At 72.2% G+C, this 16,136-nt stretch carries 15 protein-coding genes; 11 read left to right on the forward strand and 4 right to left on the reverse strand.

Going from position 1 to position 16,136, the window contains the following annotated elements:
• Nucleotides 1-78 precede the first annotated feature (78 nt).
• The gene (locus ACYVG5_RS18895) at nucleotides 79-825 is read left to right on the forward strand and encodes a phosphatase PAP2 family protein (RefSeq protein WP_460683442.1); all 747 of its coding nucleotides are present in this window, start codon (nucleotides 79-81) and stop codon (nucleotides 823-825) included.
• A complete protein-coding gene (locus ACYVG5_RS18900) occupies nucleotides 797-1,861 on the forward strand; it encodes an esterase-like activity of phytase family protein (RefSeq protein WP_246630944.1) in 1,065 nt (354 codons plus the stop codon). The genes ACYVG5_RS18895 and ACYVG5_RS18900 overlap by 29 nt, the downstream gene beginning before the upstream one ends.
• A 13-nt stretch (nucleotides 1,862-1,874) precedes the next feature.
• Here ACYVG5_RS18900 and lexA read toward each other — a convergent pair whose 3' ends face one another.
• Complete coding sequence (lexA, locus tag ACYVG5_RS18905) at nucleotides 1,875-2,684, reverse strand: transcriptional repressor LexA (RefSeq protein WP_222050206.1); 810 nt, start codon at nucleotides 2,682-2,684, stop codon at nucleotides 1,875-1,877.
• 274 nt (nucleotides 2,685-2,958) lie between these two features.
• Here lexA and ACYVG5_RS18910 point away from each other — a divergent pair, with 274 nt between their 5' ends.
• From ACYVG5_RS18910 to ACYVG5_RS18920, 3 genes are all read left to right on the forward strand, one after another.
• Entirely contained in the window at nucleotides 2,959-3,531 is a 573-nt protein-coding gene (locus ACYVG5_RS18910; protein WP_222050205.1) for a LysM peptidoglycan-binding domain-containing protein, read from the forward strand.
• 427 nt (nucleotides 3,532-3,958) lie between these two features.
• The gene (gene nrdR, locus ACYVG5_RS18915; RefSeq protein ID WP_222050248.1) at nucleotides 3,959-4,501 is read left to right on the forward strand and encodes a transcriptional regulator NrdR; all 543 of its coding nucleotides are present in this window, start codon (nucleotides 3,959-3,961) and stop codon (nucleotides 4,499-4,501) included.
• 131 nt (nucleotides 4,502-4,632) lie between these two features.
• Nucleotides 4,633-7,521: a vitamin B12-dependent ribonucleotide reductase gene (locus tag ACYVG5_RS18920; protein ID WP_222050204.1), complete on the forward strand. Its 2,889-nt coding sequence runs from the start codon at nucleotides 4,633-4,635 to the stop codon at nucleotides 7,519-7,521.
• Between the two features lie 527 nt (nucleotides 7,522-8,048).
• Here ACYVG5_RS18920 and istB read toward each other — a convergent pair.
• Nucleotides 8,049-8,873, reverse strand: a complete 825-nt coding sequence (gene istB / locus ACYVG5_RS18925) for an IS21-like element helper ATPase IstB (RefSeq protein ID WP_222050203.1) — start codon at nucleotides 8,871-8,873, stop codon at nucleotides 8,049-8,051.
• Nucleotides 8,870-10,408: an IS21 family transposase gene (istA, locus tag ACYVG5_RS18930; protein ID WP_222050202.1), complete on the reverse strand. Its 1,539-nt coding sequence runs from the start codon at nucleotides 10,406-10,408 to the stop codon at nucleotides 8,870-8,872. The genes istB and istA overlap by 4 nt, the downstream gene beginning before the upstream one ends.
• 394 nt (nucleotides 10,409-10,802) lie before the next feature.
• Between istA and ACYVG5_RS18935 the strand changes: the two genes are divergently transcribed.
• The gene (locus tag ACYVG5_RS18935; protein ID WP_222050201.1) at nucleotides 10,803-11,366 is read left to right on the forward strand and encodes a dihydrofolate reductase family protein; all 564 of its coding nucleotides are present in this window, start codon (nucleotides 10,803-10,805) and stop codon (nucleotides 11,364-11,366) included.
• Nucleotides 11,367-12,130: 764 nt separating this feature from the next.
• Here ACYVG5_RS18935 and ACYVG5_RS18940 read toward each other — a convergent pair.
• Nucleotides 12,131-12,823, reverse strand: a complete 693-nt coding sequence (locus ACYVG5_RS18940; protein WP_222050199.1) for an NADPH-dependent F420 reductase — start codon at nucleotides 12,821-12,823, stop codon at nucleotides 12,131-12,133.
• Nucleotides 12,824-13,055: 232 nt separating this feature from the next.
• Between ACYVG5_RS18940 and ACYVG5_RS18945 the strand changes: the two genes are divergently transcribed.
• From ACYVG5_RS18945 to ACYVG5_RS18965, 5 genes are read left to right on the forward strand one after another with little or no spacing between them, the layout of a single operon-like run.
• The gene (locus ACYVG5_RS18945; RefSeq protein WP_222050197.1) at nucleotides 13,056-13,559 is read left to right on the forward strand and encodes a methylated-DNA--[protein]-cysteine S-methyltransferase; all 504 of its coding nucleotides are present in this window, start codon (nucleotides 13,056-13,058) and stop codon (nucleotides 13,557-13,559) included.
• Between the two features lie 47 nt (nucleotides 13,560-13,606).
• Nucleotides 13,607-14,155 (forward strand): RNA polymerase sigma factor, encoded by a 549-nt coding sequence (locus ACYVG5_RS18950; protein WP_222050196.1) that lies wholly within the window; start codon nucleotides 13,607-13,609, stop codon nucleotides 14,153-14,155.
• Nucleotides 14,152-14,766 (forward strand): methylated-DNA--[protein]-cysteine S-methyltransferase, encoded by a 615-nt coding sequence (locus tag ACYVG5_RS18955; RefSeq protein WP_222050195.1) that lies wholly within the window; start codon nucleotides 14,152-14,154, stop codon nucleotides 14,764-14,766. The genes ACYVG5_RS18950 and ACYVG5_RS18955 overlap by 4 nt, the downstream gene beginning before the upstream one ends.
• Complete coding sequence (locus tag ACYVG5_RS18960; RefSeq protein WP_222050194.1) at nucleotides 14,763-15,497, forward strand: 2OG-Fe(II) oxygenase; 735 nt, start codon at nucleotides 14,763-14,765, stop codon at nucleotides 15,495-15,497. Before ACYVG5_RS18955 ends, ACYVG5_RS18960 begins: the two co-directional genes overlap by 4 nt.
• Nucleotides 15,494-15,970, forward strand: a complete 477-nt coding sequence (locus ACYVG5_RS18965; protein ID WP_246630941.1) for an Ada metal-binding domain-containing protein — start codon at nucleotides 15,494-15,496, stop codon at nucleotides 15,968-15,970. The genes ACYVG5_RS18960 and ACYVG5_RS18965 overlap by 4 nt, the downstream gene beginning before the upstream one ends.
• The last annotated feature ends 166 nt before the right edge of the window (nucleotides 15,971-16,136 follow it).

The following is a 16,136-nucleotide window of genomic DNA, read 5'->3' on the forward strand; positions in this document are numbered from 1 at the left end:
GGGACCGCGCCGACCCGGTCGTGGACTCCGCAGCGGTGGAGGATCACGAACAGGTCACGGTGCCGGTACCGTGGCGCCGTGGCCAGCGGTGCGGTGCAGCGGACGGCGGAGTCGGCCGGGAACCCGACGTCCCGGCCGGCCGGCCCGGTGATCGGGATCGGCCGCCCCCCGTGGTGGCTGCTGCTCGTGGCCACGCTGCTCACCACGGCCGTGACCGCCGACCTGCTCAGCCGGGGCCGGCTGGAGCGGATGGACCTGCGGGTCTCCGAAATCGTCAGCGCCTGGGACCTGCGGAACTCCGACGCCTACTGGCCGATCTGGGTGTTCACGCAGGCCGGTGGACGTGGCTTCATCGTCCTCGTCCTGGCGGCGCTGGTCGGCTGGGTCGCCTGGCGTCGGCGCCCCGCCCTCCCCCTGGTGCTGGTCCGGGTACTGCTCGCGCTCATCCTGCTGACGACGGTCGTGTACGCCTTCAAGTGGGGCGCCGGGCGAACGGCCCCGGCCTACCCGGGGTCCTTCTTCCACCGGGACGGCGCGAGCTACCCCTCCGGGCACGTCGCCAACGCCGTCCTCATGTGGGGCGTCGCCCGCTGGCAGGTGGTGCAGCTCGGGCTGCCGGAGCGGGTGCAGCGCGCCGCCTGGGTGCTGAGCCTCCTGGGGCCGGTGGTGACCGGTGTGGCCATGGTGGCGCTGGACTTCCACTGGGTCACCGATGCGGTCGTCGGCGCGGCGGTCGGCATCCTGCTGCTGGGCGTGGTTCACCTGCTCGACGAGCACCTGCTGTCACGCTGGCCGCATGCCAGACCAGGGCGTACGCCGGGCTGACCCGGCCGGTGGCAGCGCGCGGGCCGGCCGGGCGCTGGCGGTCGTCCCGATGGCCCTCATGTGGGCGGTGCTCCCCGTTGCGGCCCAGGCGGCCGAGGGCGCCTACGCGGCGCCGGTCGCCCAGTGCTCGATCGGCGATCCGCGGCTGCCCGAGCTCTCCGGCCTCGCCACCGCCGGGGGCACGCTGCTCGCGATGAACGACGGGGGCTCGCGGGCCGAGGTCTACGTTCTCGATGCCACGTGCGCGGTCGGCGAGGTGCGCTCCGCGCAGGTCGACCCGTACGACCCCGAGGACCTCGCCCTCGCCGCCGACGGCACCCTGTGGCTGGCCGATACCGGCGACAACCGGCAGGACCGGGCCACGGTGGCGATGATCGGGCTCCGCCCCGACGGCACCAGTTCGCTGACCCGGCTCACCTATCCCGACGGCCCGCACGACGCGGAAGCGTTGCTGCTGGCCCCCGACGGGACGCCGTACCTGGTCACCAAGGAGGTTCTGGGTGCCAGCGCCGTCTACCGCCCCGACGCCCCGCTCGCCGATGGCGCCACCGTGCCGATGACCAAGGTCGCCGACCTCGGCTTCACCCTCACCGGCACCCCGGGCGGGCCGGTCGGCCGGGCCGGGCAGCTGCTGGTCACCGGGGGGGCGGTGTCCGTGGACGGGCAGCGGTTGGCGCTGCGTACCTACACCGACGCCTACGTCTGGCCGCTGACGGGCTCGGACGTGGTCGGTGCACTGCACGGCGCCCCGGTGCGGGTGGCGCTGCCCGAGGCGCCGCAGGGCGAGGCGATCAGCTTCGCCGCCAACAGCCGGGACCTGGTGGTGGCCGGCGAGGGGCTCCCGTCGGTGGTGACCGTGGTGCCCTTCGACAGCACGGCCACGCCGGCGGCTGCGGCCCCGACCGACCCGTCGGCCAGCTCGGCCACTGCGGGGAGCGAGCGCGACACGGTGTCGCCGGTCGTGGCCGCCCTGCTCGCCGCCGTGGTGGCCACGATCGTGGTCTGGACCTGGGGCAGGCTGCGCCGGCACGCCTGATCCGGGTCGCGCCTCAGAGCCGGCGCAGAACCGTGACCACCCGGCCGAGCACCGTGGCATCGTCGCCGGCGATCGGCTGGTACGCCGGGTTATGCGGCAGCAGCCAGACGTGGCCGTCCCGGCGCTTGTAGGTCTTGACGGTCGCCTCGCCGTCGATCATCGCCGCCACGATCTCACCGTTCTCCGCCGTCGGCTGCTGGCGCACGACCACCCAGTCGCCGTCGCAGATCGCCGCGTCGACCATCGAGTCACCGGCCACCTTCAGCATGAACAGCGTGCCTTCGCCGACCAGCTCGCGGGGGAGCGGGAACACGTCCTCGACGGCCTGCTCGGCCAGCACGGGCCCACCGGCGGCGATCCGGCCCACCAGTGGGACATAGGTCGGGACCGGGGCGGTCGCCTCGTCCGTGCCGCTGGCCGCGCCGGACCCGGCCAGCGCGGCGGCGGTGCCCGCGGCCGTGGTGGCCGGCGCCTCGCCGGGGACCTCGCCGGGCAGGCGGACGTCGAGCGCCCGCGGCCGGTTCGGGTCGCGGCGCAGCCAGCCCTTGCGCTGCAGGACCGACAGCTGGTGGGCCACCGAGGACGCCGAGGACAGCCCCACGGCCTCGCCGATCTCCCGGACCGAGGGCGGGTAGCCGCGTCGCTCGATGGAGTCGCGGATGACCTCCAGCACCCGCCGCTGACGCTGGGTCAGCCCGTCCCCGGCCTCGCCGCGGTCGGGGAACTCGCGGACGGCCGCGCCGCCGGCCTCCGCCGGCGTGCTCGCCCGCTTGCGGCGAGGAGCGCCCGGTGCGTTCTCCGGTGTCCCGTTGTCGACCGCCATGTGTCCCCCTCGCCCGGCCGCGCGCCGGGCAGCTCGTCTGCGCACCCTCGTCCACGGGCGCCCGCCGAGCCGCCGGCTGGGCGGGGGTCGGAGAGCGCCGTCGTTGATCGACACGAGGGTAGCGCCTCGAGGCCCCCCGTTTCAAACACATGTTCGAAGCGGACGCCGTGTCGGGGTGTTCCTGTCGGCGGGGTGCGGTAGACATCGCACAGTTCGGATCGAACAGACGTTCGATGCGTGGTGCCGGATGCCGGCGATGGAGGGAGTGAGCCCGATGACCAGTGTGCAGCTCAGCGGGGGCCCGGTCGGCCGGTCCTGGACGGCCCCGTCCCGATCCCGCCACCCGGCGCTGCCGATGCGGGTCGGAGCGGCCCGCATCGGTGGTCCGCCGGCCGCTGCGCCGGTGATCGCGCGCCGTACTGCCGTACGCCCCGGGGGTCGGGCCGCAGGCGGCGCGGGGGTGGCCGTCGTCCGGCCGGTCCGCGGCGGCTGTGCCGGTGCGCGGAGGGTCGGCGCCGCTGATCCCGGATCGGCCGGCCGCGCCGAGCCGGCGTTCCCGCCGCTGCGGCTGACCCGCCGCGGCCGCCGGCTGGTCGCCGGACTCGCGATCACCACGGGCATCGTCATCGCCGTGCTCGTCACCGCCACCGTGCTCGACGGCGAGGCCGGCGGTCTTCGGCTGGCCGGCGACAGCAGCATCGTCGTGCGATCCGGGGACACCCTGTGGTCGATCGCGGTGGGCCTGGCGCCGGAGGAGGACACCCGGGCCGTCGTCCACGCGATCGCGGAGGTCAACGACCTCGAGGGCACCATCCTGGTGCCCGGCCAGGTGCTGCAGCTGCCCTGACGGCAGTTGTCCCGGGTACCGCGAACAGCGACTCCGGGGCGGCCCTGCCCGGGTCGCTGCAATACGGGTCGCTGCACTCCAGGTCGCTGCCACTCCGGAGCGCCCCTCGGACGGCGTTCGCCGGCTCGACCGCTGGCCCGCGGAGCGGCCCGTCGGGAGCTCCGCCAGGCGCCCGGAAGCTGTGACCCGAGGGGTGCGGCGGTCCCGCGGGTCGTGGTGGAACACGACACGCCCCGCAGAGCTTGCACACCTGTGGGGGCAGTCGTACGGTCTGACCACAACATCTAGTGGTTACACAGTTGTAAGTCCCGTCCACACCCGCTCCACACGTTCTCCCCCTCGCATCCACCGGATGTCCCCGGGTGAGTCCACAGGAGCGGCCCCGGCCCTGGCCGAGGTGGTCCCCGCCGCGAGAGGAGACGAGCCGTTGCGTTGCCCCTTCTGTCACAACCCCGACAGCCGGGTCGTCGACTCGCGGGAGACCGACGAGGGCGCCACCACCCGGCGTCGCCGGTCCTGCCCGGGCTGCGGGCGGCGGTTCACGACCGTCGAGGAGGCGGTCCTCGCCGTCGTCAAGCGCAGCGGCGTCAGCGAGCCGTTCGACCGGGCGAAGGTCGTCGCCGGTGTGCGGCGGGCCTGTCAGGGGCGGCCCGTCGGTGAGGATCAGCTGGCGTTGCTGGCGCAGCGGGTCGAGGATGCGGTCCGGGCCCTCGGCTCGGCGGAGGTCCCCAGCCACGACGTCGGGCTGGCCATCCTGCGGCCGCTGCGGGAACTCGACGAGGTCGCCTACCTGCGCTTCGCCAGCGTCTACCGCTCCTTCGAGTCCGTCGAGGACTTCGAGAAGGAGATCGCCGACCTGCGTGCCCGGCACCTGCCGGGCGGCACTCCGCCGCTCCCGGGCCTGCCACTGGACCCGCCCGTCCGTCGGCGTGGCGCCGGTCGCAACCCCTCCACCGCCGGCGCCGGGTAGCTCCCGCCGCCGGACCCACCGGAACTGTCAGCACCAGCGGGTAGCCACGCACCAGCGCTCCACACGCGCGGCTCTTCCCCAGCCGCCCCCCGCACCACCCGAGCGAACACGACCAGGGAGAGCTCCACGTCATGACCGAGACCACCGATCGCCTCTCGACCAGCCGCCCCCGGCGCGGCACCGGCAAGGCGCCCAACCGCGCGAAGGCGCTCAAGGTCAAGCGCGTCTACACCACGCCCGGCGTGCACCCCTACGACGAAGTGACCTGGGAGCGCCGCGACGTCGTCATGACCAACTGGCGCGACGGCTCGATCAACTTCGAGCAGCGCGGGGTGGAGTTCCCGGCCGAGTGGAGCATCAACGCCACCAACATCGTCACCACCAAGTACTTCCGCGGTGCGGTCGGCTCCGCGCAGCGCGAGACCAGCCTGCGCCAGCTCATCGACCGGGTGGTGCTCACCTACGGTGCGGCCGGGCGTGAGCACGACTACTTCGCCACCGAGGGCGACGCGGAGATCTTCGAGCACGAGCTGACCTGGATGCTGCTGCACCAGGTGTTCAGCTTCAACTCGCCCGTCTGGTTCAACGTCGGCACCGCCTCGCCGCAGCAGGTCAGCGCCTGCTTCATCCTGGCCGTCGACGACACGATGGACTCGATCCTCAACTGGTACCGCGAAGAGGGGCTGATCTTCAAGGGCGGCTCCGGCGCCGGCCTGAACCTCTCCCGCATCCGCTCCTCCAAGGAGCTGCTCTCCTCCGGTGGCACCGCCTCCGGCCCGGTCTCCTTCATGCGGGGCGCCGACGCCTCCGCCGGCACCATCAAGTCCGGTGGCGCCACCCGCCGCGCGGCGAAGATGGTCGTCCTGGACATCGACCACCCCGACATCGGGGAGTTCGTCGAGACCAAGGCGCGCGAGGAGAACAAGATCCGTGCGCTGCGCGACGCCGGTTACGACATGGACCTCGGCGGCAAGGACATCACCAGCGTCCAGTACCAGAACGCCAACAACTCCGTGCGGGTGAACGAGGAGTTCATGCGGGCGGTCGAGGAGGGCACCGAGTTCGGGCTGCGCGCCCGCTCGGACGGCTCGGTGATCGACAGCGTCGACGCCCGCGATCTGTTCCGCAAGGTCACCAAGGCCGCCTGGGAGTGCGCCGACCCGGGCATCCAGTACGACGACATCATCAACGACTGGCACACCAACCCCGAGACGGGGCGGATCAACGCCTCGAACCCGTGCTCGGAGTACATGAGCCTGGACAACAGCTCGTGCAACCTGGCGTCGTTGAACCTGATGAAGTTCCTCAAGGACGACGGCACGTTCGACGCCAAGACCTTCGTCAAGGCCGTCGAGCTGGTCATCACCGCGATGGACATCTCCATCTGCTTCGCCGACTTTCCGACCGACCCGATCGGTGAGACCACCCGCGCCTACCGGCAGCTGGGCATCGGCTACGCCAACCTCGGCGCCCTGCTGATGGCCACCGGCCACGCCTACGACTCTCGCGGTGGCCAGACCCTGGCCGCGGCCATCACCTCGCTGATGACCGGCACCGCCTACCGCCGCTCGGCCGAACTGGCCGGCATCGTCGGCGCCTACGACGGGTTCGCCCGCAATGCCGACGCCCACGCCCGGGTCATGCGCAAGCACGCCGCCGCCAACGACTCGATCCGTCCGGTCGGCGCCGACGACGCCGACGTGCTCAAGGCCGCCACCGCCCAGTGGCAGGAGTGCCTGGCCGTCGGCACGGAGAACGGCTGGCGGAACGCGCAGGCCTCGGTGCTGGCACCCACCGGCACCATCGGCTTCATGATGGACTGCGACACGACCGGCATCGAGCCGGACTTCTCGCTGGTCAAGTTCAAGAAGCTGGTCGGTGGCGGCTCCATGCAGATCGTCAACCAGACGGTTCCGCGGGCGCTGAAGAGCCTGGGCTACCAGGAGGAGCAGGTCGAGGCGATCATCGAGTACATCGCCGAGCACGGGCACGTCGTCGACGCGCCCACCCTGCGCCCGGAGCACTACGAGGTCTTCGACTGCGCGATGGGCGAACGGGCCATCTCCCCGATGGGCCACGTCCGGATGATGGCCGCCGTGCAGCCGTTCATCTCCGGCGCCATCAGCAAGACGGTCAACATGCCCGAGACGGCGACCGTCGAGGACGTGGAGAACATCTACTTCCAGGGCTGGAAGATGGGCCTGAAGGCGCTGGCCATCTACCGCGACAACTGCAAGGTCGGCCAGCCGCTGTCCGGCGGCAAGGGCAAGAACGATGGCACCAAGGCCGAGGCCACGGTGGCAGAGGCCGCACCGGCGTCGGCGCTCTCGCACCCGGTGCGCAAGCGGCTGCCCAAGAAGCGCACGAGCGTCACCACGTCCTTCAGCGTCGCCGGCGCCGAGGGCTACATGACCGCCGGGATGTACGAGGACGGCAGCCTCGGCGAGGTGTTCCTGAAGCTGGGCAAGCAGGGCTCGACCCTGGCCGGCGTGATGGATGCCTTCTCGATCGGCATCTCTCTGGCACTGCAGCACGGTGTGCCGCTGGAGACCTACATCCAGAAGTTCACCAACATGCGCTTCGAGCCGGCCGGCATGACCGACGACCCGGACATCCGGATCGCCCAGTCGGTGATGGACTACATCTTCCGGCGGCTGGCGCTCGACCACCTGCCGGTCGAGAAGCGGGCCAACCTCGGCATCTTCACCGCCGAGGAGCGGGCGGCCCAGGTCGCCGGCTCCTACGGCACCTCGGCCTCAACCCCCGCGGTCGAGGAGGACGACGTCGACCTGGAGCAGCTGCGTGGCTCCGCGCCGATCGAGACCGCCAAGGTGGCGGAGCAGGTCACCCCGGCCGGTCCCACGTCGGTCAAGGAAGCTCACTCCTCGGCCGAGCTGCTCGAGCTGGTCACCGGCACCGCCACCGACGCGCCGCTGTGCATGACCTGCGGCACGAAGATGCGACCGGCCGGCAGCTGCTACGTCTGCGAGGGCTGCGGCTCCACCAGCGGCTGCAGCTGATGGCGAGGCTCAGAATCCTGACACCGAAATCTCAGGATTTTGACACCGCGTTCTCGGCATTCTGGCACCGGTGATCTCAGCATCTTCTCGCCAGTGACCGGGTGAACTGAGGGGCGGGCGACCACAGGGTCGCCCGCCCCTCAGTCTTTGTGGGTCACCGCATCCTTCGCGACGGGTGCGGGAGGCGTCCCTAGGCTGATGCCATGGCGACACGAGAGGCCGCGCAAGGGCCGTCCGTCTGGTGCCGGTTCGGCCGTGACCGTGTCTCATTGCAGGATTTGATTACCTCGTGGCTACCAACTCGCGGCGCAAGTGGCGATGTCATGCGTCAAGGAGTTGGCAGGGTTTGCTCTCGATGTAGCTGGGGCTCGGCACATGTACGTTTCGGCCCCGGCTAGTGAGATTCTCTGTCAAGGGCCATGAGGATCTGCCCAGTGTCGGTCGTGAGACCTGCCCGTTGACGGTCACCAGATCTGCCCGGTGATGGCCATGGGATCTGCCCAGGTGTGGCCATCACCGGTCCGGTGTCAAGTCAGTGGCCTCACCCCCTGCCCGGTCAGTGCCTGGGAGAGGCGGACGCTGTCGCCGCTGGTCTGGCAGACGTGGGCGTGGTGCAGCAGCCGGTCGACCGTCGCGGTGGCGAGGGTCTTGGGCATGAGCTCGTCGAAGGCGGCCGGATGCAGGTTGCTGGAGACGGCGACCGAGCGCTTCTCGTAGGCGGCGTCGACGAGTCGGTAGAGCCCCTCGGCGGCGTCGGTGGCCACCGGTAGCAGGCCGATGTCGTCGATCACGACCAGGTCGGCGCGGAGCACTCGGGTGATTGCCTTGCTGACGGTGTCATCGGCGCGGTGCCTGCGGACCAGCAGCCCGAGGTCTTCCAGCGTGAACCAGGCGACCTTGAGCCCCTGCTCGACCGCGGAGGACCCCAGCGCCTCGAGCAGGAACGTCTTCCCCGTTCCCGAGGGGCCGCAGACCACCAGGTTCTCCCGCCGGTGCAGCCATTCCAGGGTCCGCAGCGCGGCCTGCGTCGGGGCCGGGATGCTGCTGGCCTCCGGGGCCCAGGCGTCGAAGGTCTTCCCGGTCGGGAACGCGGCGGCGGCCCGCCGGGTGGCCAACGCCGAGCGGTCCCGGCCGGCGACCTCCTCACCGAGTAGCACGCGTAGCACCTCGGCCGGGTCCCAGCGCTGGGCCTTGGCGGTGGCCAGCACGTCAGGGGCGTGGCGGCGGACGTGGGGCAGCCGCAGGCGGCGCAGCAGCGCCTCCAGATCGGCCGGCAGCACCGGCCCCGCTGGGGCCCCAACCGCCGGTCCGACCGCCACCGCGGATCCCGATCTCGTGGCGGCGGCGGTCATCGGATCATCTCCCCACGCGGGTCCGTGCTGGCCGGCCGGGTGCCGAGGGCGGCCCAGCCGGCGGTGCCCTGGGTGAGGCTGCGGTCCTCGGCGGCGGAATGCCGCGCGCCGTGGGTGCCGGCTGCCCGGTGGGCGAGGATGGAGGGCAGGTCGGCCTCGGCGAAGCGGGCGTGGACCGCGGCGTGCCCGAGCGCCCAGTCGACCTCGCCGGCGCCGACGAGTTTGGCCATCGTCACCGCGGCGGCCATCTTCACCCGCATCTTGCTCGTGCCCACCGCGGCGGCCTCGGTCAACCACAGCCGGGCTCCGTCGCCGAGGGCGAGGAACTCCGCCTCCGCCGGGGTCTTCGGCTTCGGTTGACGGTCCAGCGCGCCAGCCGGGGCGGGCGGGAAGTGTCCATCGTCGATCGCCGGGCTGCCCGGGGTAGCGCGGGCGTGGCGGGCGACCTCGACCGGCCCGGCGTCGCCGACCGCCACGATGACCACCTGCTCACCGCCGCCTTGACCGTGGACCCGGACCCAGACGGTGGCGCCGAGCAGGGTGTGCGGCACCGAGTACTGCCCGCCCTCGAAGGTGACCAGGGGCGTGTTCGCGGCCACCGCCCGGGTCACGCCGAGCGCAACGGTGTGCGGTGCGGCCGGCAGCGGGTGCAGCCGCTGCTGTTCCTCGGCGAGCATGTCGACCGGCGCCCGCCGGGTAATCCGGTGTACCCGGGCGTTCACCTGGTCGCAGAACGTCTCGCAGGCGGCCTCCAGCTCGGCGAACGACTCGTAGGCCGCGCGCAGGTTGGTGTCGGTGGGCACCAAGTCGGCCTTGGCCAGCTTCACCGTGCTCTCCGACCCGCCCTTGGAGGCGGGGTCGGCCGGCTCGCAGGTGTGGATCGTGATCCCGTAGTGCCGGGCGAAGGCGACGGTCTGCTGATTGCGCACCGGCATCCCGGCCACGTGTTCGACGGTGACGGTCTTCTCGTTGTCGGTCAGCACGTACGTCGGCGCCCCACCGAGGCGGCGCAGCGTCACGTCCAGCGCGGCGAACACGCTGGCGGTGGTCTTGTCCCGGATCGGCAGCACCACCCGGAACCGCGCCCAGGCCAGCCACGCGCAGAACAACGTGGTCTTGGCCCCGCCGATGAGCGGGCCGTCGCCGAAGTCGTACTGCAGCCACATCCCCGGCTCGGTCACCCACGGCCGGTGCACCCGCACCCGCCCGGCCTTGAACGCCGCCCGCACCTCCGCTACCGCCCGGCGGGTGGTCCGCTCGGAACCGGTGTAGCCCAAGGCCACGAGCTTCTCGTGGGCCTTGTCCGCGCGGATCTTGCCGCGCGAACGCTCCATCCACTCCTCGACCTTGGGCAGGAACTCATCGATCAACCGCGGGCGCGCCGCCGGCCGGTCGCTGATCCCGCCGGCCTCCCGCAACTCGACGTAGTGCGCGACGGTGTGATGCGAGCAGCCGGCCAACTCGCCGGCGTCGCGTAGTGACCCGGTCAGGTCGAACGCTTCCAGAATTTCCATGATCTCCCCTGCAGACTTCACGGTGTCCCTTCTCGGGTGAGCGGCGCTTCAGCACCGCCAGCGCACCCGAGAAGGGGCCTCAACCGCCGCAGGCGGCGAGGCAGACGACGTCGTGTTGGGCAGATCCCGTGACCATCAGCGGGCAGTTCTCATGTCCGCCAGCGGGCAGCTACGTGGCCGTCTCCGGGCAGAATGCCGTGGCCGCCGACAATTCTCACCGTACGGGTATCTGCAACACCGCTGGTCAAGGTGATGGCTGTCCGGGCGCCCGGGTCGGGTGTACGTAGGGGTTCCCTTCCGTACGCAACATCCGCATGGCGTGGTGGTCAACCGGCGCTCGGTGTGACCTGACCGATGATTTCTCCGCGCCGTGCTGGTCTGTATGCCGAATGCCGACTCACGGGAGGCTGACGCCATGCGGAAACTGACCTTCGGCATGAACCTGAGCCTGGACGGCTACATCGCCGCGCCCGGCGACGACCTCGGCTGGAGCGTGCCGAGCGACGAGCTGTTCCAGTGGTGGTCCGACCGGGTGGGGGCGACCGGCCTGGCGCTGTACGGGCGCAGACTGTGGGAGGGAATGAGCTCCCACTGGCCCACCGCCGACCAGCAGCCCGGCGCCACACCGGCGCACATCGAGTACGCCCGCCGCTGGCGGGACATGCCGAAGGTGGTGTTCTCCTCCACGATCAGCGCGGTCGACTGGAATACCCGCCTGGTCACCGGCGACGCGGTCACCGAGATCACCCGGCTCAAGGCCGAGGCTGGCGGTCCCATGGACATCGGCGGCGCCACCCTCGCCGCGGCGGCCATGCGGGCCGGGCTGATCGACGAGTACGCGATCGTCACCCACCCGGTCCTGGTGGGCGGCGGCACGCCGTTCTTCACGGCCCTGGACAACTGGGTGAACCTGACCCTGGTGGAGACCCGGAGGTTTCCCGACGGTGTGCTCCTGACCAGGTACGAGACCAGGCACTGAGTGCCCGACGTCGGATCGGCGGGCTTCGGGCCGCCAAGGATCTCGTGGCGCTGTGTTCCGAGGCGATTGTGATACCCGCCGGACCACGCTTCGCGATCGCTGCGGCCGCGCCAGGACGCATCTTCTGGCGAGAGCCCGGCCGTGAGATGGAGTGGCGGGACGAAGCCGCGTTCGAGGAATTGCGGCGTACGTCCACAGTTCGAGAGTTGAGCGCGGGAAGTTGGGCCGACCCCGTGCATCGACCCGATCCGGACTGCTACCTAGGACCAGTTGTTCTTCCTTGCCGATGGTGCGCTGGAGGACCTGCGCTCCGTTGACGATTCGGCGCCGCTTGCTCAACACCTCAAGCACCCAGCCACCGGGACGCACCTCATCGCCCTTCCGCACTCGGATATCCGGCTCATCGCAGATGAGGGTGTAGCGCGCTCCTGGGCCGGCGCCGGCCCCGGCACCCGGCTCTACACCCTCATCTGCGATGAGCCCGGAATGTCCCGGCGGGCGTGCCGGAAGGGCAGCGGGAGAGCCACTGACCTCTCGCGCCGAGTTGGGCCATGCGCCTGAATGCCATGCGCCTGGACCTGGCGAGCAACACCGTCCGTCCCGGCCCTCTTCGGAGGGTCGGGGCGGCTCGTGTGCGTCCTACCCGAGGCGGGGATGCCCGGCGACAGCGGTCCCCGCCGACGCCGCGCCGACGTCCGGGCCGGCGGGGCCGGGTCCGCGCCGCCGCGGCGGTTCGTCACCGTCCCCGCGCAGCGGCTGCTACCTCACATGTCCCGGTAGCGCACGGCTGCGTCCAGCTTCTCCGTCAGCATCGCCGGTGTCACCGGCTGTGCGGTCCACGTGGGGTACTGGGTGCCGGGGGTCGCGTAGGGCTGGACGTAGGCCGCGGTGTCGCGCTGGTAGCGCCAGCCCTCGGACAGCGGGCCGACGTCGTGGGCGTCGTAGCCGATCGAGTCGAGGAACCCGGTCACCGCCTGCTTGGCCGCTTCGTCGTTGCCGGCGATCGCGAGCACGGAGCGCTCGGGGTGACCCGCGGGGCGCTGCAGGCTGCCGAGGTGCGTGACGTAGATGTTGTTGAACGCCTTCACGACGCGCGATTGCGGAAGGTGCGCCTGGAGCAGCTCGCTGGTCGTCGTCGACTCGTCGTCGAGCTCGGCGATGCGCCCGTCGCGGTCGGGGTAGTAGTTGTTGGTGTCGATGACGACCTTGCCGCGCAGCGGCTCGACCGGCACGTCGCGGTAGGCCTTCAGCGGGACCGTCACCACGACGATGTCACCGGCCGCGGCGGCCTCGGCCGCAGTGGCCGCCCGCGCGCGCGGGCCGAGCTGGTCCACGAGGTCGGTGAGGGTGTCAGGTCCACGACTGTTGCTGAGCACCACGTCATGGCCGGCCGCGACGGCGAGCCGGGCGACGGTGCTGCCGATGTTTCCGCTGCCGATCAGTCCGATGGTCGTCACGTACGCCGCAAGCCGTGAACCGGCGGGGCCATTCCTGGGTCTGGTGCATCATCGCGAGGTGCTGCTGCAGCCGGTGCAGTACCCGCCGACTCCGGCGTCGTGGATGCACCGTGCGGCGGGGACGACGGAGCAGCCGATGTGGTGGCCGGCCTGCTCGTCGAAGCGGAGGTGGCACGTCTCCGCCGTCTCCTGCCCGACCTCACGTTCGCGGGTCCTGGTGCGTTCACACGACATGGACGCCCTCACCCGGAACCACCGGGTCATCGACTCCCCGCTCGGTCCGCTCACCCTGGTCGGCGAGGCCGGCGTGCTCACCGGGGTCTGGTTCGACCGGCACACCCGCCGGCCCGGTGCCGCGACCCTCGGGCAGCACGACGCCGCCGCCCTGGAAGACGCGGCCACCCAGCTGGACGAGTACTTCGCCGGCCACCGCAGCACGTTCGACCTTGCGGTGTCGCCGGCCGGAACGGACTTCGAGCAGTCGGTCCGGCGGTTGGTGTCGGAGATCCCCTACGGGGAGACCCGCAGCTACGGGCAGCTGGCCGGGGAGCTCGGTGACCCGGCGCTGGCGCAGGCCGTCGGCGCGGCCAACGGCCGCAATCCGGTCTGCATCGTCATCCCGTGCCACCGCGTGATCGGTGCCGACGGCCGGCTCGTCGGGTACGTCGGGGGACTCGATCGCAAGCGCGACCTGCTGGACCGGGAGTCCCGTTGGTCGGGCCGGGCCCTGTGCTGACTGCGTCGGCCGATTCCCGCCAGACCCCGGCGACGTCCGGGACTGGAATGGACATCGTGTCGCCGGCCACCGCACCCCCGGGGCCGGGCAGGCGCTCACCGGACCTGCCGCTTCCGCCCTTCGACCGGCTGGTCGCCGAGCACGGTGCGGTCGTGCTCAAGGTCTGCCGGGCGGTCTGTGGACCGGTCGAGGCCGACGACGCCTGGTCGGAGACGTTCCTGGCGGCGCTGGCGGCCTATCCGGGGCTCCGTCCCGGCAGCGACGTCCGCGGCTGGCTCATCACCATCGCCCACCGCAAGGCGATCGACCAGCACCGCCGCGCCGCCCGCAACCCGCGCCCGGTCGCCGAGCTCCCGGAGCTCCCGGCCGCCGGCGCCCTGCCGGGCGACGAACGCCGGCAGGATGCCGCCGACCTGTGGGCCGCCGTCGCCACCCTGCCGTTCAAGCAGCGCGCCGCGGTGGCCTACCACCATCTGGCCGGCCTGCCCTACGCCCTGGTCGGCGAGCTCATCGGGAGCAGCGAGGCCGCCGCGCGCCGGAGCGCCGCCGACGGCGTCGCGGCTCTCCGTGCCCACTACCGAGGAGGTCCACGATGACCGTGCCCGACCCGCTCACCACCTTGCTCCCCGACCCGCCCACCAGTGACGTCGACCGGCTGCTGGCCCGGCTGGGACGCACCGCCGAAGCCCGCGAGCTGGCCGACGTCGGCCACCGCACCGTGGACTCCCCGGTGGGCACGCTGCTGCTCGCCGCGACCGCCCGAGGGCTGGTCACGGTGGCCTACGCCGTCCAGGACCACGAGGCCGTCCTCGCCCGGCTGGCCACCCGGATCAGCCCGCGCGTGCTGCCGGCCGGGCACCGCCTCGACGCCGCCGCCCGGGAGCTCGAGGAGTACTTCGCCGGACGCCGCCGGAGCTTCGACCTGGCCGTCGACCTGCAGCTGGCCCGGGGGTTCCGGCACACCGTGCTCGGCCACCTCCGCGGCATCGGCTACGGACGGACCACCAGCTATGCCGGCCTGGCGGCGGCCTCCGGGAGCCCCGCCGCGGTCCGGGCCGTCGGCACGGCCTGTGCCACCAATCCGCTGCCGATCGTCATCCCCTGCCACCGCGTCGTCCGCAGCGACGGCTCGATGGGCCGCTACGTCGGGGGCGCGAACGCGAAGGCGACGCTGCTCGCCCTCGAGACCCACGAGGAGAACCCGTGACCACCGACCCGGTCCCGACCGCCCTGCCCCCCGCCGACCGGGTCGACCAGCTGGACTGGCCGGGCCTCACCGCCGGGCTGGACGCCGCCGGGCACGCGCTGTCGGCTCCGCTGCTGACCGTCGACGAGTGCACCGCGATCAGCGAGCTCTACGACCATCCCGAGCACTTCCGGTCCACCATCGACATGGCCCGCTACCGCTTCGGCGCCGGTCAGTACCGCTACTTCGACCATCCGCTCCCCGACCCGATTCCCGAGCTGCGGGCGGCGTTCTACCGGCACCTGCTCCCCGTGGCCCGGAACTGGGCGGACAAGCTCCGCTGGGACGTCGCGTGGCCGGACACCCTGCCCGAGTGGCTGGCGCAGTGCCACACCGCCGGCCAGACCAAGCCCACCCCGATCCTGCTGCGCTACGGGCCGGGCGACTGGAACGCCCTGCACCGTGATCTCTACGGCGACCTGGTGTTCCCGCTCCAGGTCGTCATCGGCCTGGACGCACCCGGTGTCGATCACACCGGCGGGGAGTTCCTGATGGTCGAGCAGCGACCGCGGGCCCAGTCCCGCGCGTACTCCACCACCCTGGGACAGGGCCAGGCGCTGGTCTTCACCACGCGGGAACGCCCGGTCGCCTCCGCCCGCGGCTGGTCGCGCGCGCCCATGCGGCACGCGGTGTCCACCGTGCACACCGGACGGCGGCACACGCTGGGCCTCGTCCTGCACGACGCGGCATGATGGCCACCACGGCGGCCCCGTTCCGGCTGGTCGGTCCCGACGGCCGGGAGCACCCCAGTGACCGGCCCGGCACGGTGGGCGGGCACCGCCGCAGCCGGATCTACGGCCGGCTGGACTGCCCCGCCGCGCTGCGGGCACTCGCCCGCGGGGGCTACCGGGCGCACCGGGTGTTCTTCGCCGACGAGCACACCGCCATCCAGGCCGGCTACCGCCCGTGCGGCGGCTGCCTCCCCGGGCAGCACCGGAACTGGAAGCGCGGGGTCGTCTCGACAGCGGCGCACCCGGAGGAGCAGGCTGCCGACATGACGGACAGCCCGTACGCCATCCCGGCCGAGGACCTCATCCGGAGCGCCCGCATCGAGCGCGGCGAGCAGGTCGAGGTGCGGCCCGTCCCGGATACCGGCGGCGGCGACCGGTCACCCGGTCTGCACCCGTACGGCGACGGAGCCGGCGGGGACGTCGACGGGGACTGAGACCGTTCCCGGTGCCGGCGCGGCGGCCGCCACGTGCGTCACCGGCCCGCCGGCGGTCAGCCCCGGTCGGCGAGCCAGGGGTAGCGGGCGGTGTCCTGCCCCGCGTAGTCGGGGTCCAGGTAGATGAAGCACCGCTGGATGAGCCAGTCGCGGATCTCGAACACGT

The organism is Modestobacter lapidis (genome assembly GCF_054780755.1).